Consider the following 26,256-nt stretch of genomic DNA (forward strand, 5'->3'; position numbering starts at 1 on the left):
TGACTCAGAGTCTCACTCCTGCGGCGGCCGTTGGCCAGACCCGAACGGGAAATCGCGGATTCCTCTCCCGCCCCTCCTCACGAGGCCCGCAGGCGCAGCCACACCAGCTCGTCGGAGCGCTCGCCGCCGGGCCGCGGGAACAGCTCCCGCTCCCGGTGGTGCAGCGTGAACCCGGCCCGCTCCAGCACCCGCTGGGAGGCGGCGTTGTCCACGTCCGTGCCCGCCAGCAGGCGGTGCAGCGGGGTGTGCTCGAAGGCCCAGTCCGCCAGCAGCCGCACCGCCCGCGTCATCAGCCCCCGGCCGCGGAAGCGCGGCAGCAGCGAGTACCCGACCATCGCCTGGTCCAGCTCCTTGACCACCTGCACCAGCTGCAGGTGCCCGGCGAACTCGTCCGTGGCCGCGTCCCTGACGGCCAGCTCGATCCGCTGGCCGGTCGCCCACCAGAAGCCGGTGTAGCGGCAGCGGCGGGCGATGTCCTCCAGCGAGGTCTCGCCGATCATGGACCAGCGGGCGGTGCTCGGCTCGGTCACGGTCTCGTGCAGGCGGGGCGCGTCCTCCTCGGCCAGCGGCGTCAGCCGTACCACGCCGTCGGTCAGTTCGGAGAAGAACGGCAGGTACGGCACGGCGGCCCGGCCGGCGTCGCGCGGCAGCCGGGCGAAGCGCACCCAGTCCGCCCTGCGCCCGTCGCGCAGCGTCTTGGCCTCGCGCTCCACGCCCTCCTGGGTGAACCCGGCGGCCAGCGCCACCTTCACGCTCGCGACGTTCTCCACCTCCGCCAGCAGCACCACCCGGGGCACGCCGCGGTCCAGCGCCCACTCCGTCACCGCCCGCGCGGCCCGGGAGGCCACGCCGCGCCCGCGCGCCCACGGCGCCACCCAGTAGCCGATCTCGTGCGCGCCCCACACGTCCGGAGCCGACAGGCCCACCACGCCCACCAGCTCCCCGTCGCGGGTGATCGCGAACTCCGCGCCGCCCTCGCCCCACCGGGTCTCGGCCTGGCCGATGTAGGATAGGGCGTCCTGCACGGTGTACGGCTGGGGCAGCCGGGACAGGAATCGGGCGGTCACCGGGTCGCCGGCCGCCCGGGCGATCATCTGGGCGTCGCCGAGGGCGGGCGGGCGCAGGACCAGGGGACCGGTGGAGATCACGTCACGGGAGAGCATGAGGGCACCTTAGCCCCGGCCGCGACCCAGTAGCCTTTGGCCATGGGTTTCCGCAGGCACGGGCCGTTCCAGCCCGGGGATCAGGTGCAGCTGACCGATCCCAAGAACAAGCGCCACACGATCACGCTGAAGGAGGGCGGGGTCTTCCACACCCACAAGGGCGCCATCCCGCACAGCGACCTGATCGGCCGGCCGGAGGGCTCGGTGGTGCGCTCCTCGGGCGGCACGCCGTACCTGGCCTTCCGCCACCTGCTGCAGGACTACGTGCTGTCCATGCCGCGCGGCGCGGCCGTGATCTATCCCAAGGACGCGGCGCAGATCGTCGGCATGGCCGACATCTTCCCCGGGGCCCGCGTGGTCGAGGCGGGGGTGGGGTCGGGCGCGCTGACCTGCTACCTGCTGCGCGCGGTCGGCTCGGAGGGCCAGGTGATCTCCTACGAGCGGCGCGAGGACTTCGCCGAGGTCGCGCGCAAGAACGTGGAGCGGTTCTACGGCGGCCCGATGGACAACTGGCGCCTGGTCGTGGGGGACCTGGTGGCCTCCATCGACGAGATCGACGTCGACCGGGTGATCCTCGACATGCTGGCGCCGTGGGAGTGCGTCGACGCCGCCGCCAAGGCCCTCACGCCGGGCGGGGTGATCTGCGTCTACGTGGCCACCACCACCCAGCTGTCCAAGACGGTGGAGGCCATCCGGGATCATGGAAGTTTCACCGAGCCCCATGCGTGGGAGACCCTGTCACGCGACTGGCATGTCGAGGGACTGGCCGTGCGGCCCGACCACCGGATGGTCGGCCACACCGGGTTCCTGGTCATCGCCCGCCGCATGGCGGAGGGGGTGCTCCCGCCGCCGAGACGCCGACGTCCGAAGGGGACCATCGAGGAAATATGACAATTCGGCTACGAGAGTGCTTCGATCCGCGTTGAGGGAACAGATCACTTCCCCGCTACGCTGCTACGACTAAACGCTCAAATGAGGACGTATTACCGAATACATACTGTCACTGGACGAATACGGCCCGGCCAGGTTACGGAAAGGCCCGAGATAGGTAAGGTCCTTAGTAGTCGCCCTCGACTGGGAAGGAGGTGACGGGGCGTGGCAGCTCGCGATGAGGAAGCTCGGCACGCGGCGCGTGATCGAGAGGTCGCCGAACTCACAACACAGGTCTCCTTCCTCCAGGAAGAGATCACCGCGCTGAGGCGGAAGCTGGCGGAATCTCCCCGTCAAGCCAGGGTTCTCGAAGAGCGCCTCCATGAGGCACAGGCCAACCTCGCGGCCGTCACCGCGCAGAACGAGCGCCTGGTCTCGACGCTCAAGGAGGCCAGAGACCAGATCGTCGCCCTCAAGGAGGAAGTCGACCGGCTGGCCCAGCCGCCGTCGGGTTTCGGCGTCTTCCTCGAGGCCCGGGAAGACGGCACGGTGGAGGTGTTCACCGGGGGCCGCAAGCTCCGCGTGAACGTCAGCCCTTCCGTTGACGTCGAGAGCCTCAAGCGTGGCCAGGAGGTCATGCTGAACGAGGCGCTCAACGTGGTCGAGGCGCTCGGCTACGAAGAGGTCGGCGAGATCGTGATGCTCAAGGAGCTGCTGGAGGACGGACAGCGCGCCCTGGTCATCTCCCACGCCGACGAGGAGCGTGTGGTGCGCCTGGCCGAGTCGCTGCTCGACCAGCCCATCCGCGCCGGCGACTCGCTGCTGATGGAGCCGCGCTCCGGCTACGTCTACGAGCGCATTCCCAAGTCCGAGGTCGAAGAGCTCGTCCTGGAAGAGGTCCCCGACATCTCCTACGAGGAGATCGGCGGCCTGTCCCGGCAGATCGAGCAGATCAGGGACGCCGTCGAGCTTCCCTACCTGCACTCGGACCTGTTCAGGGAGCACAAGCTCCGCCCGCCCAAGGGCGTGCTGCTGTACGGCCCGCCCGGCTGCGGCAAGACGCTCATCGCCAAGGCCGTCGCCAACTCGCTGGCCAAGCAGGTCGCCGAGCGCACCGGCCAGGAGGGCAAGAGCTTCTTCCTCAACATCAAGGGCCCGGAGCTGCTCAACAAGTACGTGGGCGAGACCGAGCGGCACATCCGCCTGGTCTTCCAGCGGGCCCGCGAGAAGGCCTCCGAGGGCACCCCGGTGATCGTGTTCTTCGACGAGATGGACTCGATCTTCCGCACCCGAGGCTCCGGCGTCTCCTCCGACGTGGAGAACACCATCGTCCCGCAGCTGCTCAGCGAGATCGACGGTGTCGAGGGCCTGGAGAACGTCATCGTCATCGGCGCCTCCAACCGCGAGGACATGATCGACCCGGCGATCCTGCGGCCCGGCCGCCTGGACGTCAAGATCAAGATCGAGCGGCCGGACGCCGAGGCGGCCAAGGACATCTTCTCCAAGTACCTCGTGCCCGACCTGCCCCTGCACCCCGACGACCTGGCCGAGCACGGCGGCGACCGCGAGGCCACCATCGCCGGGATGATCCAGAGCGCGGTCGAGCGGATGTACGCCGAGACCGAGGAGAACCGCTTCCTGGAGGTCACCTACGCCAACGGCGACAAGGAGGTCCTGTACTTCAAGGACTTCAACTCCGGCGCGATGATCCAGAACATCGTCGACCGGGCCAAGAAGATGGCGATCAAGCAGTTCCTGGAGAACGGCCAGAAGGGCCTGCGGGTGCAGCACCTGCTCACCGCCTGCGTCGATGAGTTCTCCGAGAACGAGGACCTGCCTAACACCACCAACCCCGACGACTGGGCCCGCATCTCCGGCAAGAAGGGCGAGCGGATCGTCTACATCCGCACCCTGGTGTCCGGCAAGCAGGGCTCCGAGGCCGGACGGTCCATCGACACGGTGGCCAACACCGGTCAGTACCTGTAGGGGAATTCGAGGGCGACGTACGGGGCCCGCGCGGCATGTGCCACGCGGGCCCTGTGCTGTCCCGGCCCCGAGGAGCGTGCTCAGCGGCAACAGGCTCCACGTCCCGCTCGAGGTGTTCCACGCCGGCGGCATCGCCGACGCCGCCCTGGGCGCTCAGGCTCTCCCCGGCTACCGGCTTGCCGTCGCTCGCCGCCCCGACGTCGCACTCGACCTGGTGGAGCACCGGCCGTACGAGCTGCCGGTGCCGCCGGCCGGGCACCGCGACGCGCGGCCCCGGGTACGGCTGGCCGACCCGGCCCGGCGAGCCGAGGACCACCGCCTTCGGGCCGAGCACCCGGCCTCCATCCGGAGCGCACCGGCGATCCGGTGCCGCAGCGACCCTGACGAGGTGACGATCCGCCTGGTTCGGGCCGGGCTTGGCGTCGCCCTGGCACCCAGCCCCGGGGTGCAGGGCGCCACCGGGGTGCACACCGTACGGCTGCGCACCCCCAGGCTGTTTCGCCGCATCTTCGCCGCATCTTCGCCGCATCGGGGCGGCCAGGCGCCCCGCCGCCCCACCCGGCCGCCCGCTCGTTCGCCGCCTACCAGCGCAGCGCCGTCGCCCAGCTGCTCAACCCCATGGGGCCAGAGCTGCGACGACCGTCCCGGCCTGCCGTACGGCGCGGGCCAGCCGGTCCTCCGACCCCGGCGGGCCGGCGGCGAGCACCGCGTAGGCGAGTCCCCCCGCGGCGCCGCCCATGATCCCCACGTCGGCCCGCACCCCGGCGTCCACGCCGGTCTTGTTGGCCAGCCAGCCGCCTTCCGGGTCGTGCCTGACCAGGGCGGGCACCAGGCTGTGGTCGGTGTTGGCGGTCATCCACCCCCGCAGGCGCGCCTGCCAGGCCCCGCCGGAGGCCACCAGCGCCGCCAGCCCGGCCAGCTCGCCGGCCGTGCCGAGGGCGAACGCCGGCGGATGCTCGGGCAGCCGCGGCTCCCGGATACGGTCCAGCAGGCGCGTACGGGTCAGGCCGATCGCCGCGGCGGCGGCGTTGACCCGGCCGAGCCCGACCGTGCGCAACAGCGCGTTGGTGGCGGTGTTGTCGCTCACCGCCGCCGTCAGCAGCGCCAGGTCGCCCACGCTCCAGCGGCGCGCGGACAACCCGACCGGCCCGGCCAGCAGGCCGGACCCGCCGCAGTAGTCCTCCTCCAGCAGCTCGACCGGCTCGCCCGCGTCGAGGACGCCGCCCTCGACGCCCATCGCCACCTCGGCCAGCAGCAGCAGCTTGCCCACGCTGGCCAGCGGCAGCTCCACGGCGGCGTTGAGCGACAGGACCGGCTCGCCGCCGAGGCGCGCCTCCACGGCGAGCGTCCCCGGACACTCGGCGGCGATCTTCTCCAGCGTCTCCAGCTCGGTCACAGCGTGACGATCCCTCCCCGTCGGGTCCCGGCCAGCGCTCCGTCGCACGCCACCACCTCGCCACCGGGGGCGGGGGATCGGCGAGGGCAGCGGCACCGCCCACCGTACCGGGGCCGAACACCACCAGGTCCGTGTGGGCGGGTTCGCGATGCGGGTCTGGTGGGGAAGGTCCGCGAGTGCGGGTCTCGTGGGGCGGGTCGCGTGGGGCGGGTCTGCGTGGGCGCCGTCGCGCAGCACGCCCCGCCTCGCCCCACCCTGCCCGCCCGGACCGTCGCCATGCCGGTCATCCCCTGCGCCGCCCGCTCGAGCGTGAGCAGCCCTTCTCACGGGCGTGGCGGTCCGGCTCGACGTGGTGGAAGAGCGGGTCGCCGTCGAGGCATCTCCTCGCGGACGGGCGGTCCGGCTCCCCGTGGGAAGGTTCCGGCGACGAGCGCGTACGGCCGCCCGGGGTACGGCCCGCCCGGGCTACGGCACGCCGTCCGAGCCGATCACTGCGCCGACCTGTACGGCGCGCCGTACACCGCCGCCCTGGTCCCGCGCCGCCCCCACGCCACTGCCCGCCCCGTCACCGTCGTCGGCGGGCGCTGCGAGAACGGCGACCTGCGCCGTGCGGCGGGCGGGCGCGCGTCGTCGTCCGGCGTGAGACCGAGGAGGACCCGCTGCGCCCGTACCCTCGACCGTCACCGCAGCACGGCCGCCGCCGGATGCATGAAGCTGTTGCTGACCATGAGCAGTTCCTCGCCGGTGAAGGTCAGCTGGCTGGTGTAGGGCATGAAGATCAGGTCACGGGGGTAGGGCGGCCCCATCGGCGTCGCCCTACCGTCCGACACCCGCATGCGGAACGCCTGGGGCGGCTCCTCCGCCGTCCCCGTGCGCATCGCGATCACCGTGTCGCCGTCGACGCCGACCGGGACCGCGGTGTTCTTCTCGCCCAGCGACCCGGCCCAGCGCACCTTTCCGGAACGCAGGTCGAAGGCCACCACCTGGTTGGTGTCGCGGATCTCGGTGACCTGGCGCTTGCGCGTCACCCCGACGAGCACGTCGCCGGAGACGGCCAGATGGTGGCGGGGGTAGTCCTGCGAGGTCACGCCGATCCCCGACAGGTCCAGCTCGCCGAAGTCACCCTTGGCGGGGATGACGTGCCGGACCTGGCCCGTCTCGCCGAGCGTGATCAGCCGTGCCCCGCCCTCCAGGGAGGAGTTCACCACCACCGGCGGATCGGCGGACAACAGGCGCAGGTTGACGCCGGAGTCGTCGCCCACGGTGTCCTCCGGCAGGTACACGCGCCACCGCTGCCGGCCCGAGGCCGGGTCGAGGGCGTACACCCCGAGCGGGTACGGCTCCTCGCACGCGGCCAGCAGCACGGCGGCGTCGGCCCGCGGCATCACGTCGACGAACGTGCAGCTGGAGTCGCCGTTCTTGGCGGGGACGTCCTTGACCTCCCACGCCCGCCCGCCGTCCGCGGCGTCCAGACCCACCACGCTCCAGCCGTAGGCGACCACCACCGTGTCACCGGCGCGCGACAGCGCGACCTGCTTGGGCGGCGAGCTGCCGATGCGGCGCAGCGTCCTGACGTTGAAGGTCTGCTCCAGGGACGCCTTCCAGCGCATGCGGCCCGTGGCCGGGTCGAGCATGGCCACGAACAGGCAGTCCTGGTGCTTGAACGCCGGATTCACGGTCGAGGCCCGCACCGGGCCGTAGGCCACGGCGATGCCGCCGTCCGCGTCTTCGCGGGTGACGCCGCAGAACCGGCCGCCGCCGGGCGGCCGCGTCTGCCACAGCGGCCTGCCCGAGGCGCGGTCGTAGGCGCGTACCGCCAGCTCGTCGGCCCTGACCACGGCCCGGTCGGTGAGCCAGCCGTGCAGAAGGGTCTCGACCGGCGAGCCGCCGCGGGGCGACTTGGGCAACTGCCAGGCGACCTTTCCCGACAGCTCGCCGGTGTCCTTCTCGCCGCCCTCGCCGTCGCCCGTGCCGTCCGAGGTCTCGCCGGTCTCGCCCTGCTCGCGGCCGGCCTGGACGCCGCCGGGGGAGTCCTTGCCCGGCAGGAAGACGACCAGGGCCGCCACGAGGGCCGCGACCAGCAGGCCGCTGACGACCGCCACGGGGATCAGCCAGCCGCGTGACCCCGCGGGCCGCCGCCCAGGTGGGGGCGGGCCGCCGGGTCCTGGATACAGCCCGCCGGGACCTGGATACGGGCCGCCGGGACCCGGGTACGGCCCGCCTGGGCCGCCTGTGCCGCCCGGCCATGGCGCTCCCGCTGGTGGCCGGCCTGGATGCGGACCTCCCGGGTGGGCGGGGCCGGGATGCGGGCCGCCTCCCGGATGAGGCGGCCCGGCCGGAGGACGCGGCTGCCACGGCGCCCCCTCCGGCGGCGGGCCGTACCCTTGCCCCTCCGATGGCGTGCCCTGCCCCCAGCCGGGCGGGCCGTACGGTCCCCCCGGCTGAGATCGCCGATCCTGCGCGTCGGTCACGTAGAACCCCCGTGGTGCCTCTGGTGCAGATGGAACCAATGTGACATATGTGGCGTCCAATGTGCGTGCACAAGCCCCTCCCCCCGGAGCGCCCGTGACGGCCCGGCACGCACGCGGCGACGGACGCCTCGCCGAGCTCGACCTCCTTCGTTTCCTCGCAGCCCTGCTGGTGCTGGCCTTCCACTACCTGGTCGCCTTCGCGTCCGTCTGGGGCGAGCGGCCCTCGGAGCTGTTCCCCGCCCTCGCGCCGCTGGCCGGGCTGGGCATCCTCGGCGTCGAGCTGTTCTTCATGATCAGCGGCTTCGTCATCCTCATGACCGTGTGGGGGAGGGGCCTCGGCTCCTTCGCCTGGTCCCGGTTCGTCCGCTTGTATCCCGCCTACTGGCTCAGCCTCGCCGCCGTCGTCGCCGTCACCGCCCTGGCCGCCGTCAAGGGCCCGGACGCCAGGCTCGACGCGGGGGAGTACGCGGTCAACGCCACCATGGTCCAGCGCCTGTTCGGCGTCCCCGACGCCAACGGCGTCTACTGGTCCCTGTGGGCCGAGCTGCGCTTCTACCTGCTCATGGCCCTGATGGTGCTGGTCGGCATCACCTACCGCCGCATCCTGGCCTTCATGGCCTGCTGGCTGGCCGCCGCCGCCGTCGTCGAGTGGAGTCCCCAGCTCGGCTCGCTCCTCGGCCTGGAGTGGCTGGCCGGCCTGGAGACGACCAAGCTCGTCACCGAGGCCGTCATGCCGCGCTACGCGCCCTACTTCGTCGCCGGCATGGCCCTCTACCTCATCCGCAGGCACGGCTCGGCCTGGCTGCCCTGGCTCATGGTCGTGGCCGGCTGGGTCATGGCCCTGCACGCGGCGCTCGAACGGGTCGGCGGCCGCATCGCCAAGGCGGGCTTCAAGGCCATGCCCGTCACCGACGCCGGCGTGATCGTCACCATCACCCTGATCTTCGCGGTCATGTCCCTCGTCGCCCTCGGACTGCTGCGGCTGCCCGCCTCCAGGGCGCTCACCGGGCTGGGCGGCACCACCTACCCGCTGTACCTGTTCCACACGCCGGTCGCGGTGGCCCTCATCCCGGCCCTCCGTGACGCGATGCCCCCCTGGCTCCTCGCCACCCTCACCACCCTGGCCGCGATAGGACTGTCCTATCTCGTCTACGCCTGCGTCGAACGCCCGATCCAGCGGCTGCTGCGGCCCCGCCGTACGCCCACGCCTCCCGTGGTGACGCGGGAAAAGGCTGCGGTGCCATAACTCTGTGGCCTCGGGGCACTGTGAAGGGCATAGGCTCGGGCATATAAACGGCGGAAAGACAGCTCAGGTGAGCTTCCGGTCGAACGGATGAGGGTGCGCATGACGGTGCGTCGGGTGATGGGCATCGAGACCGAGTACGGAATCTCCGTACCTGGCCAGCCAGGCGCCAACGCGATGGTCACCTCCTCCCAGGTGGTGAACGCCTACCTGGCGGCCTCCGCCGCCAGGGCGCGCAGGGCGCGATGGGACTTCGAGGAGGAGAACCCTCTGCGCGACGCGCGGGGCTTCGATCTGGCCCGCGAGGTCGCCGACCCCAGTCAGCTCACCGACGAGGACCTGGGGCTGGCCAACGTCATCCTCACCAACGGGGCGCGGCTGTACGTCGACCACGCCCACCCGGAGTACTCCACGCCGGAGTGCACCAACCCCCGCGCGGCGGTCATCTGGGACAAGGCGGGGGAGCGGGTGATGTACGACGCGGCCACCCGGGCCTCGGCCATCCCCACCAACGCGCCCATCCAGCTCTACAAGAACAACACCGACGCCAAGGGCGCCTCCTACGGCTGCCACGAGAACTACCTCATGCGCCGCGCCACGCCGTTCGCGGACATCGTGCGGCACCTGACGCCGTTCTTCGTCTCCCGCCAGGTCGTCGTCGGCGCGGGCAAGGTCGGCATCGGCCAGGACTCGCGCGGCGAGGGCTTCCAGATCAGCCAGCGGGCCGACTTCTTCGAGGTCGAGGTGGGCCTGGAGACCACGCTCAAGCGGCCGATCATCAACACCCGGGACGAGCCGCACGCCGATCCGGAGAAGTACCGCCGGCTGCACGTGATCATCGGCGACGCCAACATGTCGGAAATTTCGACATATCTGAAGCTGGGGACCACGGCCCTCGTGCTCGCCATGATCGAGGACAACTTCCTCACCCGCGACCTCACCGTCGACAACCCCGTCCAGGCGCTGCGGGCCGTCTCCCACGACCCCACGTGCCGCTACCAGGTCCCCATGCGCGACGGGCGCAAGCTCACCGCCATCCAGATCCAGATGGAGTACCTGGAGCAGGCCCGCAAGTACGTCGAGGAACGCGGCACCGCCAACGAGGAGATGACCAAGGACGTCCTGGACCGCTGGGAGTCCGTCCTCGCCCGCCTGGCCGACGACCCCATGCAGCTGTCCCGCGAGCTGGACTGGGTCGCCAAGCTCGAACTCCTCGAGGGCTACCGCAGCCGCGACGGCCTGGCCTGGTCCCACCCGCGGCTGCAACTGGTCGACCTGCAGTACTCCGACATCCGCCCCGACCGCGGGCTGTACAACCGGCTGGTCGCCCGCGGCCGCATGCAGCGGCTGGTCACCGAGGAAGAGGTCCAGCGCGCGGTGGAGAACCCGCCCACCGACACCCGCGCCTACTTCCGCGGCCGCTGCCTGGCCCAGTACAGCGACTCGGTGGCCGCCGCCTCCTGGGACTCGGTCATCTTCGACATCCCGGGCCGGGAATCCCTCCAGCGGGTCCCGACCCTCGAACCGCTGCGAGGCACCAAGGCCCACGTGGGCGAGCTGTTCGACCGCTGCCGCACCGCCGCCGAGCTGGTGGCCGCGCTGACCGGCGGCGAGTAGCCCCGGCCGCTCGATCCGGTACGGCGGGGCGATGCCGTACCGGATATGAATCTACAAAGTAAAGGCGTTCGGTTCAGAGCAAACCGATGCCGAGAAGCACCGTGCCCACCGCCAGGCAGGCGCCGCCGGCGAAGGTCAGCCAGATCAACCGGTTCGGCTTGGTGTCGACCGGGCGGACGACCGACAGGAAGAAGCCCAGCGGCATCAGGATCGGCGCGGCCACGATGAGGGTCCGCACCAGCGCCCGCATGCCGTCGGACAGGTCGGCCTGGTCGACGTACAGCATCGCCACCAGGCTGAACAGCACCAGCACGCCGGCGTGCGCGTGCCCGGCGCGCCACAGCCCGCGCCGCACGGGGTTGTCGCGGTAGCCGGGCACGTTGCGCATGAGGAACGTCAGCAGGGTGACACCGCCGTAGGCGATGCCGGGGACCGTGATGAGGAGCACGCCTGCGGTGCTCAGCGACGAGGGGGACATCTCGCACCTCCGCGTCCCAGTATTGGATAGTATAGCTATCCAGTCAAGTGAGGAAGATCGCGAGCCCGGCGACGCGAAACTGTCGTTAGGTTGGGGAAGATATCTGTGAGAAGCAGTCCCCCAAGCGGAGGTGGCAGACATGGCGACCAAGGACACCGGCGGCCAGAAGCAGGCCGGGCGGCGCGAGGGCGAGGTCGAGGAGACCGAGGCGACGGCGGCGGCCGATGTGCAGGAGCGGCACGAGAAGCTGACCGACGACGTCGACGCAATTCTGGACGAAATCGACGAAGTTCTCGAAGAGAACGCAGAGGAATTTGTCAGGAGCTATGTCCAAAAAGGCGGCCAATAGGGGAAATCGGACACACGAAGGGAGGTAAACCGGGTGGAAACACCGGAGGCTCTAAAGTGCTGCCCGGACTGCGGTGAGGAAAAACCTGTATCGGAGTTCGGGCTAAATAGGCGGATGGCCGATGGACGCGCTCGCTACTGCAAGGCCTGCTTCCGGCTGCGGTCCCAGTGCAGCTATCGCAAGCGCAAGGCGGAGCAGGGCAAGAAAGTGCGTGAGCGTGTAGAGGTTCCACCTGGACACAAATATTGTCCGCGCTGCAGGGAAATAAAGCTGCGCGATGAATTCGGCCGGAACAGGGCGCAGAAAGATGGGTTGGCGGCCTACTGCAAGCCCTGCCATACTATCGTGATGCGGGAAAACAAGATAAAGAAGTACGGGAGCGAGCGAAATTACATGCTCCAGTACCGCTATGGCATTACCGAGGACGATTTCCAGCGCATGCTCGCCCAGCAGGGCGGGCTGTGCGCCATCTGCCGCGACGTGGAGGCGACGCACGTCGACCACTGCCACGACACCGGGCAGGTGCGCGGCCTGCTGTGTTTCAACTGCAACAACGCGCTGGGGCACTTCCGCGACTGCGTGGCCACCATGACGTTGGCGGCGCTGTATCTGGAGGGCTACGACTACTGGCCGGACTTCGTGGTGCTGCCGAAGCAGCGCTCCAGGTCCACAGCCCGGACCCGGACGTATCACCTGACCCGGCGGTATCGGCTCCGTGAGGAGGACGTGGAGCGGATGATCGAGGATCAGCTTGGCCTGTGTGCCGTCTGCTGGTCGAATCCTCCCGAGCACGTCGACCACTGCCACGAGTCCGGCCTCGTCCGCAAGGCTCTGTGCCTGCCGTGCAACTCCGGTATCGGGCAGTTCAGGGACGATGCGCGGAACGCCTGGCAGGCCGTCTCGTATGTGGAGGGGCCGCCGCGGGAGGAGCTGGAGCTGTCGGAGGAGGAACTGGTCCGGGCCGCCGACGAGGAGCTGGTGAGGGTGCTCGATCACCTGTCCGAGGCGACGATGGTGTGACGGGCGGCTTTCCGGCCGACTGTGCGGGGGCGGTGGGGCGGGTCGGCGGTGGGGCGTGAGTTCGGTCCTTGCGGTGGGTCAGTTCTTGGGCTCGTATTCCACGCCGACGCCGATCAGCCGTACCGGCCTGGTGAGGTCGAAGCGGTCCAGGATGGCCACGGCCGTGGTGTCGACGGCGTCGGGGTCGGTGGTGGGGGAGGGGAGCTTGGTCTGACGGGTGAGGGTGTCGAACGGCCTGAAGCGGATCTTGACAGTGACGCGGACGATCCGGCGGCCCGCGTCGTCGGCCTCTGCGGCCAGGCGGCGCGCGAAGGCCGACACGTGGGCGGAGATTTCCTCCGGTGAGGTGAGGTCCTGGGTGAAGGTGGCCTCGCGGCTGTGGCCGCGGGGGATCCATGGGGTGTCGCTGACGGTGGCCTCGCCCTTGCCGAGCGCGAGGTAGCGCAGCCATGGCCCGTTGGTGGGGCCGAAGCGTTCGGCGAGGTCGGCGGGGTCGGCGGCGGCCAGCTGGTTGACGGTGTGGATGCCCATGGCGGCGAGTTTGGCGGCGGTCTTGTCGCCGATGCCCCACAGGGCGGTGGTGGGGCGTTCGCCCATGACGGCCGTCCAGTCGTCGCCGGTCAGGCGCGCGACTCCGGCGGGTTTGCGGAATCCGGCGGCGAGCTTGGCCTGGTGCTTGTTGTCGCCGATGCCGATGGAGCAGGTCAGGCCGGTGCGTTCGTGGACGGCGCGCTGGATGTCGCGGGCCAGCGCCTCGGGGTCGTCGGTGCGGCAGCCGAGGAAGGCCTCGTCCAGGCCCCAGACCTCCACGACGACGGGGAAGGTGCGCAGGACGTCCATGACCTGGGCGGAGACGGTTTCGTAGGCGGGCAGGTCGACCGGCAGGAAGATCGCGTCGGGGCATTTGCGGTGGGCGGTGCGCATGGGCATGCCGGAGTGCACGCCGTACTGCCTGGCCTCGTAGGAGGCGGTGGACACGACGGTGCGGGGGCGGGTGGGGTCGCCGTCGGCGCCGACGATCACGGGCCGGCCGCGGAGTTCGGGGTTGCGCAGGGTCTCGACGGCCGCCATGAAGGAGTCGAGGTCGACGTGGAGGATCCAGTTCCTCATGGCTCCCAGTGTTCAGCAAACCGGTCGTCGATGGAGACCAGGGCGCGGGTACGGCGTGGCACGGCCCGGGCGTGGGTGTAGCCGTCCGGGCCGGTGAGGCGGGGCCGGCCGGGTGGGGTACGGCGGCGCCGGCGGGGCCGGCCGGGTCAGCCCGCGACGTTGGCCGCGCCGCCGACGAGCCCTTCGAGCTTGGCCTGGTAGGCCGAGGCGGCCTCGTCGGGCGGGGTGCCGGAGACGACCGCCGCCGTGGCCTCCTGCACGGCGACCGACACCTGCGGGTAGACCGCCAGCGGCGGCCGGTAGGCGGTGATCGGCAGCACCTCGTCGGCGATGAACTTCAGCATCGGGTCCGCGCCCAGCACCTCGTCGTTGACGTCCTTGCGGGCGCTGATGCGGACCTGCCCGGCCAGCTCGGCCTTGGTGGCCTCCTTGGAGTGCATGAAGCTCAGCAGCTCCCAGGCGAGCTTGCCGTTCTTGGTGAAGGGGTTGAGCACCCGCACCGCGCCGCCGGACATGGACACGAAGTCCTGTCCCCGGATCCCGGCGCCGGGCTGCTTGGCCGGGATCTTGGCGTAGCCGACGACCTGATCGCGGTCGGCCATCTTGGCGATGCCCGCCTGCGGCTCGACGACGGAGCGCCAGAAGTAGTCGCTCTCGGCCAGGATGCCGATCTTGCCCTCGGCGAACTGGGCGAAGGACTTGTCGCGCCCCTTGGCCTCCTGCTGGAGCTTGGGGTCGCCCAGGCCGCTGCCGCCGTACAGCTGCCGGTAGAAGGCCAGGACGTCCTTCATGGCCTGGGAGGCGCCGGTCCACTTGCGGTCGGCGTAGATCTCCGCGCCCGCCCCGGCCAGCAGCGGCAGCACGCCCTGCATGGTGGTCGCCTCGCCCATGGCGGTGCCGGCGTTGATCTGGACGGGCACGGGCACGCCGGCGTCCTTGAGCCTGCGGCCGGCGTCCAGGATGTCCTGCCAGCTCGTGGGCTGCCACGTCTCGGGCAGCCCGGCCTTTCTGAACAGGGCCTTGTTGTAGAACAGCACCCGCCCGTCGGTGCCGAGCGGCAGGCCGTACTTCTTGCCCTCGAAGACACCCAGGCCCTGGACGGCCTGCGGGATCTGCGTCCAGCCCTCCCAGGAGTCGACGCCGGGGCCGCCCACCTCGGCCAGCGGCTTGAGGTAGCCGGCCTGGGCGAACTCGCCGACCCAGATGCCGTCGACGGCGATGACGTCGGCGCCGCGCCGCGACTTCAGGTCCAGGGCCAGCCTGGTCTTGTACTGCTCGTCGTCCACGCCGCTGGGCTGGAAGAGCACCTTGACGTTGCGATGGGTGCTCTCGAACCGGGGGATGACCCAGTTCTTGATCCAGTCGGCGCCCTCGGCGTTCTTGCCGCCGGAGATGGCGTTGGCGGTGATCGTCAGCGTCACGGTCTCCGGTCCGGCCGGTCCGCCGGTGCCGCAGGCCGGCAGCGCGAGGACCAGGGCGAGGGGCACGGCCACGGGCAGCGGTCTCACAGCGGCCTCCAGCGTGGGATGGACGTGCAGACATACCGACAATCGCACGGGCCCCCGCGGGCGTAAAGAAACGATCTGGTGAACACAGCCGGTTCGCCGCCAGCTGATCGAGACGAGTGCAAGCGGGGGCAGAAGATGAGTAGGGTCAAGCCTGTCGACGTATCGTTGGGAGGGAGTCGCGTGGCACCGCACAGGGATCTGCCCGCCGGATTGATGCACAACCTTTTCCAGAACACCGGCAACTCCTCGTTCACCGATTTTCTCGGGCACTACGCGCCCGAGCTGCTGCAGCGGCGGACGGAGCGGCTGGCGGCACCCATCGGCGACCAGGTCCCGCACGCCACCACGATCGCGGCGGCGACGTTCGCGGGCGGCGTGGTCATGGCGGGGGACCGCAGGTCGACCTCGGGGAACATCATTGCGCAGCGTGACATCGAGAAGGTGTTCCGCGCCGACGACTACTCGTGCATGGGCATCGCGGGCACGGCCAGCACCGGCATCGAGATGGCCCGGCTGTTCCGCGTGGAGCTTGAGCACTACGAGAAGATGGAGGGCCGCACGCTGTCGGTGGCCGGCAAGGCCAACCGGCTGGCCACGATGATCCGCGGCAACCTCGGCATGGCGATGCAGGGGCTGGTGGTGGTGCCGCTGTTCGCCGCCTACGACCCCGACCGCGACGCGGGGCGGATCTTCAGCTACGACGTGGCCGGCGGGCCGTACGAGAAGGACCGCTACGACGCGATCGGGTCGGGCTCGATCTTCGCCAAGGGCGCGCTGAAGAAGCTCTACCGCGACGACGCCGGCGCCGACGACACGGTGACGATGCTCATCCAGGCGCTCTACGACGCCGCCGACGACGACTCGGCCACCGGCGGCCCCGACGTGACCAGGAAGATCTGGCCGGTCGTGGCGGTGATCGACGACAACGGCTTCCGCCGCCTGGGCGACGAGGAGGTCGCCGAGGTCGTCCAGCACATGCTGGATGAGCGGATGATCTCCCCCGACGGCCCCATCGCCCCGCTGCGCTAGAAAGGATCACCTCCGGTGACCATGCCTTTTGGATACGCGTCCCCTGAGCAGATCATGCGGGACAAGGCGGACTACGCGCGCAAGGGCATCGCGCGTGGCCGCAGCGTCGTGGTGCTGCAGTACCAGGACGGCATCCTGTTCGTGGCGCCCAATCCGTCGCGGGCGCTGCACAAGATCAGCGAGATCTACGACCGCATCGGCTTCGCGGCGGTCGGGCGCTACAACGAGTTCGAGGAGCTGCGGCTGGGCGGCATCCGCTACGCCGACGTCAACGGCTACACCTACGACCGCTCCGACGTGACCGGCCGGGGGCTGGCCAACCTGTACGCCTCCTTCCTCGGCAAGGCCTTCACCGAGCAGATCAAGTCGCTGGAGGTGGAGGTGGTGGTGGCCGAGGTGGGCGAGACGCCCGACCGCGACGCCATCTACCGGCTGACCTTCGACGGCTCGGTGTTCGACGAGCACGGTTTCACGGCGATGGGCGGCCAGGCCGAGGCGGTGGCCTCGCGGCTGAAGGAGCGCTACCGGGAGGGCATGCCGCTCGCGGAGGCGCTGGAGGTCGCGCTGGCGGCGCTGACCGAGCCGGGCGGGGAGCGTCCGGCGGTGGGGCAGCTGGAGGTGGCGGTGCTCGACCGCAACCGGGAGCACCGCAAGTTCCAGCGCCTGGTGGGGCCGCGGCTGGAGCGGCTGCTGGCGCGCCCGGCGGGCCAGCAGCAGGCCCAGCAGCAGGCCCAGGAGCAAGCCCAGGAGCCTTCGCAGGAGCAGCCCGCTCAGCAGGAGGGCGGCCAGCCGCCGACCGCGCCCGAGGGGCCGCTGGACGACGGCTCGGGCGGCTGAGGGCCTGTCCGCGCAGGGAAAGGGGCCGTCCCCGTCGGTGGGGCGGCCCCTTTCGCGTGCGCCGGTGACGGGCTCGCGGGAGCCGTATGGCATGCCGCCGGAGGGGCGTGCCGAGCGCGGGCGGGAGCCGTACCGGAAAACCGGCGGAAAGAAAACCCGCGCCAAGATCTCTCCCGCCCGCCGATTCGGGGAACTAGTGTGAGGTGATGGATCGTCGCATCTTCGGGCTGGAGAACGAGTACGGCGTGACGTGCACCTTCCGGGGGCAGCGCAGGCTGTCGCCGGACGAGGTCGCGCGGTACCTGTTCCGGCGAGTGGTGTCCTGGGGCCGATCGAGCAACGTCTTTCTCCGCAACGGCGCGCGCCTGTACCTGGACGTGGGCAGCCATCCGGAGTACGCGACCCCCGAGTGTGACAACGTCGTCGAGCTCGTCACCCACGACAAGGCCGGCGAGCGCATCCTCGAGGGTCTGCTGGTGGACGCCGAGAAGCGGCTGCGCGAGGAGGGCATCGCCGGCGACATCTACCTGTTCAAGAACAACACCGACTCGGCCGGCAACTCCTACGGCTGCCACGAGAACTACCTCGTGGGCCGGCACGGGGAGTTCGGGCGCCTGGCCGATGTGCTGATACCTTTCCTGGTCACCCGGCAGATCATCTGCGGCGCCGGCAAGGTGCTGCAGACCCCGCGCGGGGCGGTGTACTGCGTCTCGCAGCGGGCCGAGCACATCTGGGAGGGCGTCTCGAGCGCCACCACGCGCAGCAGGCCGATCATCAACACGCGGGACGAGCCGCACGCCGACGCCGAGCGGTTCCGGCGGCTGCACGTCATCGTGGGCGACTCCAACATGAGCGAGACCACGATGCTGCTGAAGGTGGGCGCGACCGACCTGGTGCTGCGCATGATCGAGGCGGGCACGGTGATGCGGGACCTGAGCCTGGAGAACCCGATCCGGGCGATCCGGGAGGTCTCGCACGACATGACGGGCCGCCGGCGGGTACGGCTGGCCAACGGCCGGGAGGCCTCGAGCCTGGAGATCCAGCAGGAGTACCTGTCCAAGGCCAAGGACTTCGTCGACCGGCGCGGCGGCGACGCGATCACGACGCGGGTGCTGGACCTGTGGGAGCGGACGCTGCGGGCGGTGGAGACGGGCAACCTCGACCTGGTCAGCCGCGAGATCGACTGGGTGACCAAGTACCAGCTGATCGAGCGCTACCGCCGCAAGTACGACCTGCCGCTGTCCAGCCCCCGGGTGGCCCAGCTGGACCTGGCCTACCACGACGTGCACCGGCGGCGCGGCCTGTACTACCTGCTGCAGAAGCGCGACGCGGTGGAGCGGGTGGCCTCCGACGTGAAGATCTTCGAGGCCAAGTCGGTGCCGCCGCAGACGACGCGGGCGCGGCTGCGCGGGGAGTTCATCAGGAAGGCCCAGGAGAAGCGGCGCGACTTCACCGTCGACTGGGTGCACCTGAAGCTGAACGACCAGGCGCAGCGCACGGTGCTGTGCAAGGATCCGTTCCGCAGCGTGGACGAGCGGGTGGACAAGCTCATCGCCGGGATGTAGCCGCGCCCGTTTACCCCGGGCCTACGCGGAAGTCGGGTAGGGTGGCGCGGTCCGCATCGAGAGTCTGCCGAGGAATTCGTCATGCGCCGCGCTTTGGCCGTTGTGGCCGCCCTGCCACTGTTGTTCGCCGCCGCCTGCGGTTCGGGAGCGCCCGAGGCGCTGCAGGTGACGGGGAAGGTGGGGGCCAAGCCCGAGGCCACCTTCCCCACCGGCGCCCCCGCGAAGGTGTCCTCCTACCAGGTGCTGGACCCGGGCAAGGGGGCCCCGCTCGCCAAGGGCGAGACGGTCATGACCCACTACACGATCTGGACGTGGGACGGCAAGGACAACAAGGAGGAGATCTCCTCCTACACCGCCGACAACCCCGCCCCCATCAAGATCGACGACACGTTGCCGAAGGTCCTGGTGGAGGGCTTCACCAAGACGAAGATGGGCGGCCGGTTCATGGCCGTGGTCGCGCCCGACGCCCTCACCAAGGAGGAGGCCGAGCGGGTCAAGAAGCAGGGCCAGGACCCGAACAAGACCCAGGTGTTCGTCATGGACCCCATCTCGCTCATGCCGAAGGCCGCGCAGGGCAAGGAGACCGGCGAGACGGTCGAGGGGGTCAAGGTCGTCAACCCCGGCGGGGACAAGGCGCCCACGCTGACCACCAAGACCGATCTCAAGCCGCCGAAGGAGCTCGTGGTCAAGACCCTCATCCAGGGCACGGGCCCGAAGGTCGTGGCCACCGACACGGTCATCGCCCACTACACCGGCAAGATCTGGGGCACCGACAAGCAGTTCGACTCCAGCTGGAGCAGGGGCGAGGCGGCGACCTTCAGCCTGGACGGCGTGATCGCCGGGTGGCGTGAGGGGCTGACCGGGATCCCGCGGGGCAGCCGCGTGCTGCTGGTGATCCCGCCGGACAAGGGCTACGGCGACGAGGCCCAGAACGGCATCCCCGCCAAGAGCACGCTGGTGTTCGTGGTCGACGTCCTCTACGCGGGCTGACAATCCGTCCAATAGCGCTGTCCGTGGGCGGGGTCGCGCCGGTAGCATCACGGGGCATGCGCCGCTGGCTCGTGCTGCTGTCGCTGCTTGCCGCGTGCGGGTGCGCCCCGGGCGGCCAGGAGAAGGAGCTGAGGGTGGGCGGGGCGTTCGGCGCCAGGCCCACCGTCGTGTTCCCCTCGGGCGAGCCCGCGGGCAGGCTGCAGGTCGACCAGCTCGCCGAGGGCCGCGGGCCCGTGGTGCGGCAGGGCGACCTGGCGATCGTCCACTACACCGCCCACGTGTGGGACGGCCGGGACAACCGGCTGGTCGACTCCAGCTTCGCCCGGGGCGGCCCGGCCGCCTTCCCGGTCGGCAAGCTGCTGCCGGGGCTGGACCGGGCGCTGCGGGGCCGCAGGGTCGGCAGCCGCGTCGTCGCCGCCATCCCGCCCGCCGAGGGGTTCGGCGCGAACCCGCCGCGGGGCGTCGGGCCCGGCGACGACCTGCTCTACGTGATCGACATCCTGGGGACGCACGGCAAGGGCGTGCCGGGGAAGGCCGCGCGTTCCGGCGTGCTGGCCGGGGTGCGGATCAGCGGCGGGGCTCCCCCGCGGGTCGTCGTCCCGCGCGGGGAAGCGCCGGCCAGGTTCGCCGCCAAGGTGCTGGCCAGGGGCCGCGGGCCGAAGGTCGAGGCCGGGCGGCTCGTCGTCACCCAGTACGTGGGCGTGGTGTGGGCGGGCGGCCGGGTGTTCGACACGACCTGGCGGGACGGCCGGCCCAAGGCGTTCACCGTCGGCGACGGCGCCGTGATCAAGGGCTGGGACCGCGCGCTGGTGGGCGTCCCGGCCGGCAGCCGCGTGGCGATGGTGGTGCCGCCCGCTCTGGGGTACGGCAAGGCGGGCCTGCCCGCGGCGGGCATCCGCGGCGGCGACACGCTCGTGTTCGTGGTCGACGTGCTGGCCGCCTACTGACCGGTCGCGGGCGGGCGGGGGCGTCTGCCTCGGCATGCCGTACCGTGCCGGGACCGTCCTAGACTCGCCACGTGAGCCCTGAGGACCTCGACGCGCTGGCCTCCCTCCACGACCCGGTACGGCGCAGCCTGTATGAGCTGGTGTCCGCCGCCGGCGAGATCGGCAGGGCGCAGGCCGCCGAGGCGGTGGGGATCTCCCGCACGCTCGCCGCCTTCCACCTCGACAGGCTCGTCGAGGCCGGCCTGCTCGAAAGCGGGTTCAAGTCCCCCGCCCGCAAGGGCCCGGGCAGCGGCCGGCCCGCCAAGGTGTACCGCAGGGCCAAGGCCGAGCGGGTGGTGAGCCTGCCGCCGCGCGACTACGGGGAGCTGGCGGCGGTGCTGGCCGAGGTGGTGGAGGCGCTGGGCGCCGACGAGCGGGCCGAGGAGGCCGCCAGGCGGGCGGGTGAGCGCCTGGGCAGGCGACGCCGCGGCGAGCCCGTCACCGACGTGCTCAGGGCCCGCGGCTACGAACCCTACGCCGAGGGCGAGTCCGTGCGGCTGCGCAACTGCCCGTTCCACGCGCTGGCCGAGCGCCACCCGGTGCTCGTGTGCTCGATGAACCTGGCGCTGTGCCGGGGCCTGCTGGAGGGCCTGGGCCAGGACCCGGAGGCGGCCGTGATGGACCCCAGACCCGGGGAGTGCTGCGTGGCCCTTTCTAAAACAAACGAAAATTGACATAGTGGTGCCATGCATCTCGCCCAGCTGAACGTGGCGCGCCTGCGCGCCCCCATCGACAGCCCCACCCTCGCCGAGTTCGTCGCCAATCTGGAGCCGATCAACAAGCTGTCCGACGCCGCGCCCGGCTTCGTGTGGCGGCTGAAGGAGAGCGAGGAGGACCCCACCCTCACCGTCCGGCACGACTACGGCGACGACCTGCTGATCAACTTCTCGGTGTGGGAGTCGCGCGAGACCCTGTGGAACTTCGTCTACAAGTCGCGCCACCTGGAGTTCCTGCGGCGCCGCCGCGAGTGGTTCCGCCACATGGCCGAGCCGTACACGGTGATGTGGTGGATCCCGCAGGGCGTGATCCCCACGCTGGCGGAGGGGATGGAGCGGCTGGCGCGCCTGCGCGAGCACGGCCCCACCCCGCACGCCTTCACCTTCAGGGACTTCTACGAGCCGGCCGAGGTCGCCGGGGAGGCCACCGCGACGCCCAGGCACATCTCGTCCTGGGTGCCCTCGCCCCAGACCACGTAGCGGGGCGGCAGGTCGCGCAGCAGCGGCAGTTGCGCGCGCAGCGAGGCGTCGTGGGTGCAGGTGACCCTGATGACGTCGCCCCGCTTGACCTGGACCGGTTCGGCCAGCGGCCGCAGCGTCTGGTTGTCGAAGTCGTAGTCCGGCACCTCCAGCAGCTTCTTCGCGCCGGGCTTGCCGGGGTTGAGCTCCATGGAGATCGAGCGGCCCAGCAGGTGCATGTGGCCCAGCACCGCGTGGATGGTGGCGGGCTGCTCGACCGGGATGTCGCAGTGCTGGGTGTCGCCGGGGACCGGCTTGCCGCCGGAGCACAGCTGCGCCAGCTGGTCGGCGGCCTGGCCGGCCTCGGCGCCGAAGCGCTTGGCGACGTCGGCGATCGCGGCCGGCCGCTCGCACAGCGGGCCCTTCTCCTGCGGCGTGCAGGGCAGCTCGATGGGCGCCGGGAAGGTGGCGGTGCGCAGCGGCGTCAGCTTCCCCGAGGCCAGGCGCAGCCGCACGCTGGACTGGTCGGCGCCGGCCGGGCGGTCGCCCAGCGCGAGCGTGCTGTAGTGGATCTGCATCACCAGCGCGCTGCCGGCCGGCATCGGGTAGCCGAGCTTGGGGTCCAGCAGCACCTCGGCCACGCCGGGCGCCCACTGGCCGATCCACTCGCCCTCCTCGACCCCGGCGTCACCGAAGCACGTCCAGCCCTCGCCGGGGGAGGCGGCGTCCATCCGCCGCGCCTCGCCGGTCCTGTCGGCGTCCAGGCGGAACAGGATGGCGTGGTGCACCACCTCGGTGTTGCGCGGCTGGAACTGCGCGCCGGTGAGGAAGGTGTCCTCGCCGCTCAGCTTGGGGTCCAGCAGGAAGCAGCGGTACTCGTCGGTGCCGCCGGCCGGGGGCTTGGGGGTGTAGGCGGCGGGCATCGTCAGCGTGGCGAAGCGCTCGCCCGGCCGCAGTGGCTGGGCGGCCGGCGTGGTGGCGGCATGGTGCATCCCCTGGGAGGCGCTGGGGGCGGGGCTGGCCGCCGCGTGGGGGGAGGAAGACGCGTGATGGGAGGGCGTGCGCGTGGCGCCGCAGGCTGCCAGCGCGGGCAGCACGGCCAGGGCGGCCAGGGCGGCGGCGACCCGGAGGGACGTCCTTGTCATGCCTCCACGCTGCCGCGCGGGCGGCCGCGGCGGCGTCCTCCCTGGGGATGGACCGCCTCCGCCGTTCGGATGATCCCGTGAGGCCGCCGGTCGTAGCAGGGGCGGGCGGTCCCGTCAGCCGGCCGGGCGCAGCAGGCTCGCGGCGTGCCGCCCGGCCGCGGCCGAGGCCAGGAACGCGGCCGGGTCCTCCTCCAGCCCGCGTCCCATGGTCGACAGCCGCACGGGCGAGCCGGCCAGCGCCTCGCGCAGCCCGTCGACGGGCACGTGGACCAGCTCGTGCCGGCCGGCCAGCGCCTGGGCCTGCTCGCGCACCCGCGCGCCGAACTCGCCGGGCAGCTCGGGCACCACCACCTGGGCGCGGGCCAGCGCCACGCGGCCGTAGGCGGTCAGGGAGTGGTGGGAGACGCCCCGGTGCCGCTCGCGGGCGTCGCCCTCGCTGACGCGCAGCGCCGCCACCGGGCGCCCGCCCAGGACCGCGGCGGCGTTGACCGCCTCGCCCGCCGACACGCCGGAGAACCCCCACCGGGTGCCGGTGCCCAGGTTGCCCGGCCCCTGGGCGACGATCGCCACGTCCGCCTCCAGCACGTGCCGGGCGGCCAGCAGCCCGGTGTGGGTGGTCACCGCCTCCACGTCGCCGCCGAAGGCCTGCCCGACCGTCACCACCCCGGCCAGCCAGCCGGTCTCGCGCAGCCGGGAGCACGACATGGAGAACCACGCCGGCAGCGCGCCGCCGTCGAGCATGACGTAGACGGCGCGAGCCGTACGGGGCAGGCCGCACAGGATGGCCGGCAGTGCCGAGTGCAGGTCGGCCACCACCACCGGCATGCCGTCCAGGGAGTCGGCCTCGCGCAGCACCTCGTGGTACGGCGAGCCCTGCTCGTCGGCGCCCAGCACCGTGGCCTGCAGCGGCGTGTAGCGGGCCTTCACCAGGTGCCCGGGGCCTTGCGGATCTTCCGGCAAACGGTTCGGCACGGCCACCACCATGGCGTAGCCTCCCGTACCGAGACCCATCGCGAGCGCGGTCGTGTTGAGCAGCACCTCGTCACCGGGTTCTGGCCGGCCCACCAGCGCCGGGTAGGCCAGCGCGCGGACCTGGCCCCCGTCGGCGGGGACGGCGACGTCCAGCTCGACCGCTCCGTGCCACTCGCGCCGGATCCGCGCGACCTGCCCTGTGCGCCATCTGATCACGCAAGGCAGGGTAGCGTCGCTTTAGACAAGGAGGGGGCAGATGTCGCGCCGTAAGACCGAGCGGTTGCTGAACCTGGTGATCTGCCTGCTCGCCACCCGGCGTCCGCTGTCGGCCGAGCAGATCCGCCACGCGGTGCCCGGCTACGACCGCGAGAGCGACGAGGCCTTCCAGCGGATGTTCGAGCGCGACAAGAACGAGCTGCGCGAGATCGGCATCCCCATCGACGTGGTGCGCGATCCGTGGGAGGACGAGCCGGGCTACCGCATCGAGCGGCAGTCCTACGAGCTGCCGGAGATCACCCTGGAGCCCGACGAGGCCGCGGTGCTGGGGCTGGCGGCCCAGGTGTGGCAGCGGGCCAGCCTGGCGGAGGCGGCCTCGGGGGCGTTGCTGAAGCTGCGCGCGGGCGGGGTGGAGGCCGACGCCGCGCTGGGCGGGGTGCTGGAGCTGCGCGTCGACAGCAAGGACCCGGCCTTCCCGCCGCTGTGGGAGGCGGTGCGCGACCGGCGCGTGGTCCGCTTCGACTACCGTGGCGCCGGCAGCGAGAACGTCCGCACCCGCACGGTGGAGCCGTGGGGGGTGGTGAGCCGGCGGGGCCGCTGGTACCTGGTGGGCTTCGACCGCGACCGCGAGGCGCCGCGGGCCTTCCGGCTGTCGCGCATCGTCGGCCAGGTCGACACGGTGGGCAGGCCGGGCGCGGTGACGGTGCCCGAGGGGGTGGACCTGCGCGCCATGGTCGGCTACCCCGAGGAGCCGATGGAGGCCCGCACCGCCGTGGTGGCCGTGCGGAAGGGATCGTGCGAGGGGCTGCGCCAGGTGGCCGGGGCCGTGCATGCCGGGGAGGGGGAGTGGGACAGGGCCGAGCTGTCCTTCGCCGACCCCGAGCGGCTGGCGGGCTGGCTGGCCAGCCTGGGCGCGGACGTGCAGGTGGTCGAGCCGCCCGACGCCCGCGAAGCGGTGATCCGACGCCTGAAGGGGGCCCTGACGTGAAGGAGCAGCCATGAGCGCCGCCGCCGACCGGCTGCCGAGGTTGCTGGCGCTGGTGCCGTACCTGATGTCGCACCCGGGCGCGCGGGTGGACGAGGTGGCCCGCGTGTTCGGGCTGAGCGAGAAGCAGCTCATCGACGACCTGCAGCTGGTGTGGATGTGCGGGCTGCCCGGCCACACCCCCGGCGACCTGATCGACGTGTCGTGGGACGGCGGCGAGATCCTCATCGACAACGCCGACACCATCGCCCGGCCGCTGCGGCTGGGCATCGACGAGGCCAGCGCCCTGCTGGTGGCGCTGCGGATGATCGCGGCCATGCCGGAGCTGGCCGGGGCCGTGCAGGGCGACGCGCTGCCGCGCGTGGTGGCCAAGCTGGAGCAGGCGGCGGGCGCGGGCGCGGCGGCCGTCAGCAGCCAGGTGGCCGTCGACGTGGAGGCCGCCCCCGACGCGCTGCCCCGGGTGCGCGAGGGGCTGCTCAAGGGGCGGCGGCTGTCGCTGCGCTACTACGTGCCGGGCCGCGACGAGGTCACCCCGCGCGAGGTGGACCCCACCCGGCTGGTGGTCGCCGACGGCCGCACCTACCTGGAGGGCTGGTGCTACCGGGCCGAGGCGATGCGGCTGTTCCGGCTGGACCGCATGCTGAGCGTGGAGGTGCTGGACGTCCCGGCCGACCCGCCCGAGGAGGCCGAGCCGATCGACGTGACCCAGGGCGTCTTCCGGCCCTCGCCCACCGACGAGCTGGTGGAGCTGGAGGTCACCCCGGCCGGGCGGTGGGTGGCCGAGTACTACCCGTGCGAGCAGGTCACCGAGCTGGGGGAGGGCCGCCTGCGCATCGCGCTGCGGGCCCGCGACGAGGACTGGGTGCTCAAGCTGGCGCTGCGGCTGGGCGACACCGGGCGGATCGTCTCCCCGCGGCGCCTGGCCGAGCGGGTGCGCGGGGAGGCCGAGCGGGCGCTGGCGCTGTACTCTTCTGGCCCATGACGTGGATCTTCGCCGCCGCCGTGGTCCTCGCGGGCGTGGCCGTTCTGGGCTGGCTGGGCGTGCGTGTCCTGCTGGCGGCCCGTGAACTGCGGGCGGAAATCGCCCGTACGGCGGCGCACATTCGGGCAAATGGGGTCGTGGAGGGATGAGTCTGTGCCCGGCA

24 protein-coding genes are annotated in these 26,256 nt (G+C 71.6%); 16 read left to right on the forward strand and 8 right to left on the reverse strand.

Annotated elements, in window-relative coordinates:
* Nucleotides 1-77: 77 nt before the first annotated feature.
* A complete protein-coding gene (locus tag BSB02_RS09495; protein ID WP_084958337.1) occupies nt 78-1,163 on the reverse strand; it encodes a GNAT family N-acetyltransferase in 1,086 nt (361 codons plus the stop codon).
* Nucleotides 1,164-1,205: 42 nt separating this feature from the next.
* Here BSB02_RS09495 and BSB02_RS09500 point away from each other — a divergent pair, with 42 nt between their 5' ends.
* Together BSB02_RS09500 and arc are read left to right on the forward strand one after the other, a co-directional pair.
* Entirely contained in the window at nt 1,206-2,054 is an 849-nt protein-coding gene (locus BSB02_RS09500; protein WP_084958411.1) for a tRNA (adenine-N1)-methyltransferase, read from the forward strand.
* A gap of 204 nt (nt 2,055-2,258) precedes the next feature.
* Nucleotides 2,259-4,019, forward strand: coding sequence for a proteasome ATPase (gene arc, locus BSB02_RS09505; protein ID WP_084958338.1), 1,761 nt, complete (start codon nt 2,259-2,261; stop codon nt 4,017-4,019).
* A 610-nt stretch (nt 4,020-4,629) separates the two neighbouring features.
* Here the strand turns inward: arc and BSB02_RS09510 are convergent.
* Both BSB02_RS09510 and BSB02_RS09515 read right to left on the reverse strand, forming a co-directional pair.
* On the reverse strand, nt 4,630-5,415 hold the full coding sequence (locus tag BSB02_RS09510) for a serine hydrolase (RefSeq protein ID WP_084958339.1): 786 nt from the start codon (nt 5,413-5,415) through the stop codon (nt 4,630-4,632).
* 680 nt (nt 5,416-6,095) lie between these two features.
* The gene (locus BSB02_RS09515) at nt 6,096-7,517 is read right to left on the reverse strand and encodes an outer membrane protein assembly factor BamB family protein (RefSeq protein ID WP_084958340.1); all 1,422 of its coding nucleotides are present in this window, start codon (nt 7,515-7,517) and stop codon (nt 6,096-6,098) included.
* Nucleotides 7,518-7,980: 463 nt separating this feature from the next.
* Between BSB02_RS09515 and BSB02_RS09520 the strand changes: the two genes are divergently transcribed.
* The gene (locus BSB02_RS09520) at nt 7,981-9,132 is read left to right on the forward strand and encodes an acyltransferase family protein (RefSeq protein WP_084958341.1); all 1,152 of its coding nucleotides are present in this window, start codon (nt 7,981-7,983) and stop codon (nt 9,130-9,132) included.
* A 99-nt stretch (nt 9,133-9,231) separates the two neighbouring features.
* On the forward strand, nt 9,232-10,746 hold the full coding sequence (gene dop, locus BSB02_RS09525; RefSeq protein WP_084958342.1) for a depupylase/deamidase Dop: 1,515 nt from the start codon (nt 9,232-9,234) through the stop codon (nt 10,744-10,746).
* 73 nt (nt 10,747-10,819) lie between these two features.
* Here the strand turns inward: dop and BSB02_RS09530 are convergent, their stop codons facing one another.
* Nucleotides 10,820-11,224 carry a hypothetical protein gene (locus tag BSB02_RS09530; protein ID WP_084958343.1) on the reverse strand — a complete coding sequence of 135 codons (405 nt, stop codon included), beginning with the start codon at nt 11,222-11,224 and terminating at the stop codon, nt 10,820-10,822.
* A 139-nt stretch (nt 11,225-11,363) separates the two neighbouring features.
* Here BSB02_RS09530 and BSB02_RS09535 point away from each other — a divergent pair, with 139 nt between their 5' ends.
* Nucleotides 11,364-11,573 (forward strand): ubiquitin-like protein Pup, encoded by a 210-nt coding sequence (locus BSB02_RS09535; protein WP_084958344.1) that lies wholly within the window; start codon nt 11,364-11,366, stop codon nt 11,571-11,573.
* Nucleotides 11,574-11,921: 348 nt separating this feature from the next.
* The gene (locus tag BSB02_RS09540; protein WP_158088591.1) at nt 11,922-12,593 is read left to right on the forward strand and encodes an endonuclease domain-containing protein; all 672 of its coding nucleotides are present in this window, start codon (nt 11,922-11,924) and stop codon (nt 12,591-12,593) included.
* A 78-nt stretch (nt 12,594-12,671) separates the two neighbouring features.
* Here the strand turns inward: BSB02_RS09540 and BSB02_RS09545 are convergent, their stop codons facing one another.
* Complete coding sequence (locus BSB02_RS09545) at nt 12,672-13,703, reverse strand: DNA polymerase IV (protein WP_084958346.1); 1,032 nt, start codon at nt 13,701-13,703, stop codon at nt 12,672-12,674.
* Nucleotides 13,704-13,849: 146 nt separating this feature from the next.
* Nucleotides 13,850-15,211 (reverse strand): extracellular solute-binding protein, encoded by a 1,362-nt coding sequence (locus tag BSB02_RS09550; RefSeq protein WP_240506299.1) that lies wholly within the window; start codon nt 15,209-15,211, stop codon nt 13,850-13,852.
* Between the two features lie 180 nt (nt 15,212-15,391).
* Between BSB02_RS09550 and prcB the strand changes: the two genes are divergently transcribed.
* From prcB to BSB02_RS09585, 7 genes are all read left to right on the forward strand, one after another.
* Entirely contained in the window at nt 15,392-16,240 is an 849-nt protein-coding gene (gene prcB / locus BSB02_RS09555) for a proteasome subunit beta (protein WP_420855839.1), read from the forward strand.
* Nucleotides 16,241-16,261: 21 nt separating this feature from the next.
* Nucleotides 16,262-17,077, forward strand: a complete 816-nt coding sequence (gene prcA / locus BSB02_RS09560) for a proteasome subunit alpha (RefSeq protein ID WP_084958413.1) — start codon at nt 16,262-16,264, stop codon at nt 17,075-17,077.
* Between the two features lie 206 nt (nt 17,078-17,283).
* Complete coding sequence (gene pafA, locus BSB02_RS09565) at nt 17,284-18,642, forward strand: Pup--protein ligase (RefSeq protein ID WP_084958348.1); 1,359 nt, start codon at nt 17,284-17,286, stop codon at nt 18,640-18,642.
* Nucleotides 18,643-18,723: 81 nt separating this feature from the next.
* Complete coding sequence (locus tag BSB02_RS41330; protein WP_084958349.1) at nt 18,724-19,632, forward strand: FKBP-type peptidyl-prolyl cis-trans isomerase; 909 nt, start codon at nt 18,724-18,726, stop codon at nt 19,630-19,632.
* A gap of 56 nt (nt 19,633-19,688) precedes the next feature.
* Nucleotides 19,689-20,579, forward strand: coding sequence for an FKBP-type peptidyl-prolyl cis-trans isomerase (locus tag BSB02_RS09575; protein ID WP_084958350.1), 891 nt, complete (start codon nt 19,689-19,691; stop codon nt 20,577-20,579).
* A gap of 71 nt (nt 20,580-20,650) precedes the next feature.
* A complete protein-coding gene (locus BSB02_RS09580; RefSeq protein WP_084958351.1) occupies nt 20,651-21,292 on the forward strand; it encodes a helix-turn-helix transcriptional regulator in 642 nt (213 codons plus the stop codon).
* Nucleotides 21,293-21,304: 12 nt separating this feature from the next.
* Nucleotides 21,305-21,814 carry a DUF3291 domain-containing protein gene (locus BSB02_RS09585; protein WP_084958352.1) on the forward strand — a complete coding sequence of 170 codons (510 nt, stop codon included), beginning with the start codon at nt 21,305-21,307 and terminating at the stop codon, nt 21,812-21,814.
* Here BSB02_RS09585 and BSB02_RS09590 read toward each other — a convergent pair.
* Nucleotides 21,730-22,938, reverse strand: a complete 1,209-nt coding sequence (locus BSB02_RS09590; protein ID WP_084958353.1) for a monooxygenase — start codon at nt 22,936-22,938, stop codon at nt 21,730-21,732. The genes BSB02_RS09585 and BSB02_RS09590 overlap by 85 nt on opposite strands.
* 114 nt (nt 22,939-23,052) lie before the next feature.
* On the reverse strand, nt 23,053-24,126 hold the full coding sequence (locus BSB02_RS09595) for a DUF3866 family protein (protein WP_084958354.1): 1,074 nt from the start codon (nt 24,124-24,126) through the stop codon (nt 23,053-23,055).
* Nucleotides 24,127-24,166: 40 nt separating this feature from the next.
* On the opposite strand from BSB02_RS09595, the gene BSB02_RS09600 reads away from it, so the two are divergent.
* The 3 genes from BSB02_RS09600 to BSB02_RS40530 are packed head-to-tail and all read left to right on the forward strand — an operon-like array spanning nt 24,167 to nt 26,242.
* Complete coding sequence (locus tag BSB02_RS09600; RefSeq protein WP_084958355.1) at nt 24,167-25,114, forward strand: helix-turn-helix transcriptional regulator; 948 nt, start codon at nt 24,167-24,169, stop codon at nt 25,112-25,114.
* Nucleotides 25,115-25,124: 10 nt separating this feature from the next.
* Nucleotides 25,125-26,093 (forward strand): helix-turn-helix transcriptional regulator, encoded by a 969-nt coding sequence (locus BSB02_RS09605; protein ID WP_084958356.1) that lies wholly within the window; start codon nt 25,125-25,127, stop codon nt 26,091-26,093.
* Complete coding sequence (locus tag BSB02_RS40530) at nt 26,090-26,242, forward strand: hypothetical protein (RefSeq protein WP_158088592.1); 153 nt, start codon at nt 26,090-26,092, stop codon at nt 26,240-26,242. The genes BSB02_RS09605 and BSB02_RS40530 overlap by 4 nt, the downstream gene beginning before the upstream one ends.
* Nucleotides 26,243-26,256: the final 14 nt, after the last annotated feature.

The sequence above is a fragment of the Thermoactinospora rubra genome (assembly GCF_002093975.1).
Classification (GTDB): domain Bacteria; phylum Actinomycetota; class Actinomycetes; order Streptosporangiales; family Streptosporangiaceae; genus Nonomuraea; species Nonomuraea rubra_A.

Coding starts and splice junctions, on each gene's coding strand:
- BSB02_RS09540 (WP_158088591.1), top strand. CDS start 11,922: ATGCGGGAAAACAAGATAAAGAAGTACGGGAGCGAGCGAAATTACATG.
- BSB02_RS09605 (WP_084958356.1), top strand. CDS start 25,125: ATGAGCGCCGCCGCCGACCGGCTGCCGAGGTTGCTGGCGCTGGTGCCG.
- BSB02_RS09545 (WP_084958346.1), bottom strand. CDS start 13,703: ATGAGGAACTGGATCCTCCACGTCGACCTCGACTCCTTCATGGCGGCC.
- BSB02_RS09600 (WP_084958355.1), top strand. CDS start 24,167: ATGTCGCGCCGTAAGACCGAGCGGTTGCTGAACCTGGTGATCTGCCTG.
- BSB02_RS41330 (WP_084958349.1), top strand. CDS start 18,724: ATGCGCCGCGCTTTGGCCGTTGTGGCCGCCCTGCCACTGTTGTTCGCC.
- BSB02_RS09575 (WP_084958350.1), top strand. CDS start 19,689: ATGCGCCGCTGGCTCGTGCTGCTGTCGCTGCTTGCCGCGTGCGGGTGC.
- BSB02_RS09585 (WP_084958352.1), top strand. CDS start 21,305: ATGCATCTCGCCCAGCTGAACGTGGCGCGCCTGCGCGCCCCCATCGAC.
- prcA (WP_084958413.1), top strand. CDS start 16,262: ATGCCTTTTGGATACGCGTCCCCTGAGCAGATCATGCGGGACAAGGCG.
- BSB02_RS09535 (WP_084958344.1), top strand. CDS start 11,364: ATGGCGACCAAGGACACCGGCGGCCAGAAGCAGGCCGGGCGGCGCGAG.
- BSB02_RS09500 (WP_084958411.1), top strand. CDS start 1,206: ATGGGTTTCCGCAGGCACGGGCCGTTCCAGCCCGGGGATCAGGTGCAG.
- pafA (WP_084958348.1), top strand. CDS start 17,284: ATGGATCGTCGCATCTTCGGGCTGGAGAACGAGTACGGCGTGACGTGC.
- BSB02_RS09495 (WP_084958337.1), bottom strand. CDS start 1,163: ATGCTCTCCCGTGACGTGATCTCCACCGGTCCCCTGGTCCTGCGCCCG.
- dop (WP_084958342.1), top strand. CDS start 9,232: ATGACGGTGCGTCGGGTGATGGGCATCGAGACCGAGTACGGAATCTCC.
- BSB02_RS09530 (WP_084958343.1), bottom strand. CDS start 11,224: ATGTCCCCCTCGTCGCTGAGCACCGCAGGCGTGCTCCTCATCACGGTC.
- BSB02_RS40530 (WP_158088592.1), top strand. CDS start 26,090: ATGACGTGGATCTTCGCCGCCGCCGTGGTCCTCGCGGGCGTGGCCGTT.
- BSB02_RS09590 (WP_084958353.1), bottom strand. CDS start 22,938: ATGACAAGGACGTCCCTCCGGGTCGCCGCCGCCCTGGCCGCCCTGGCC.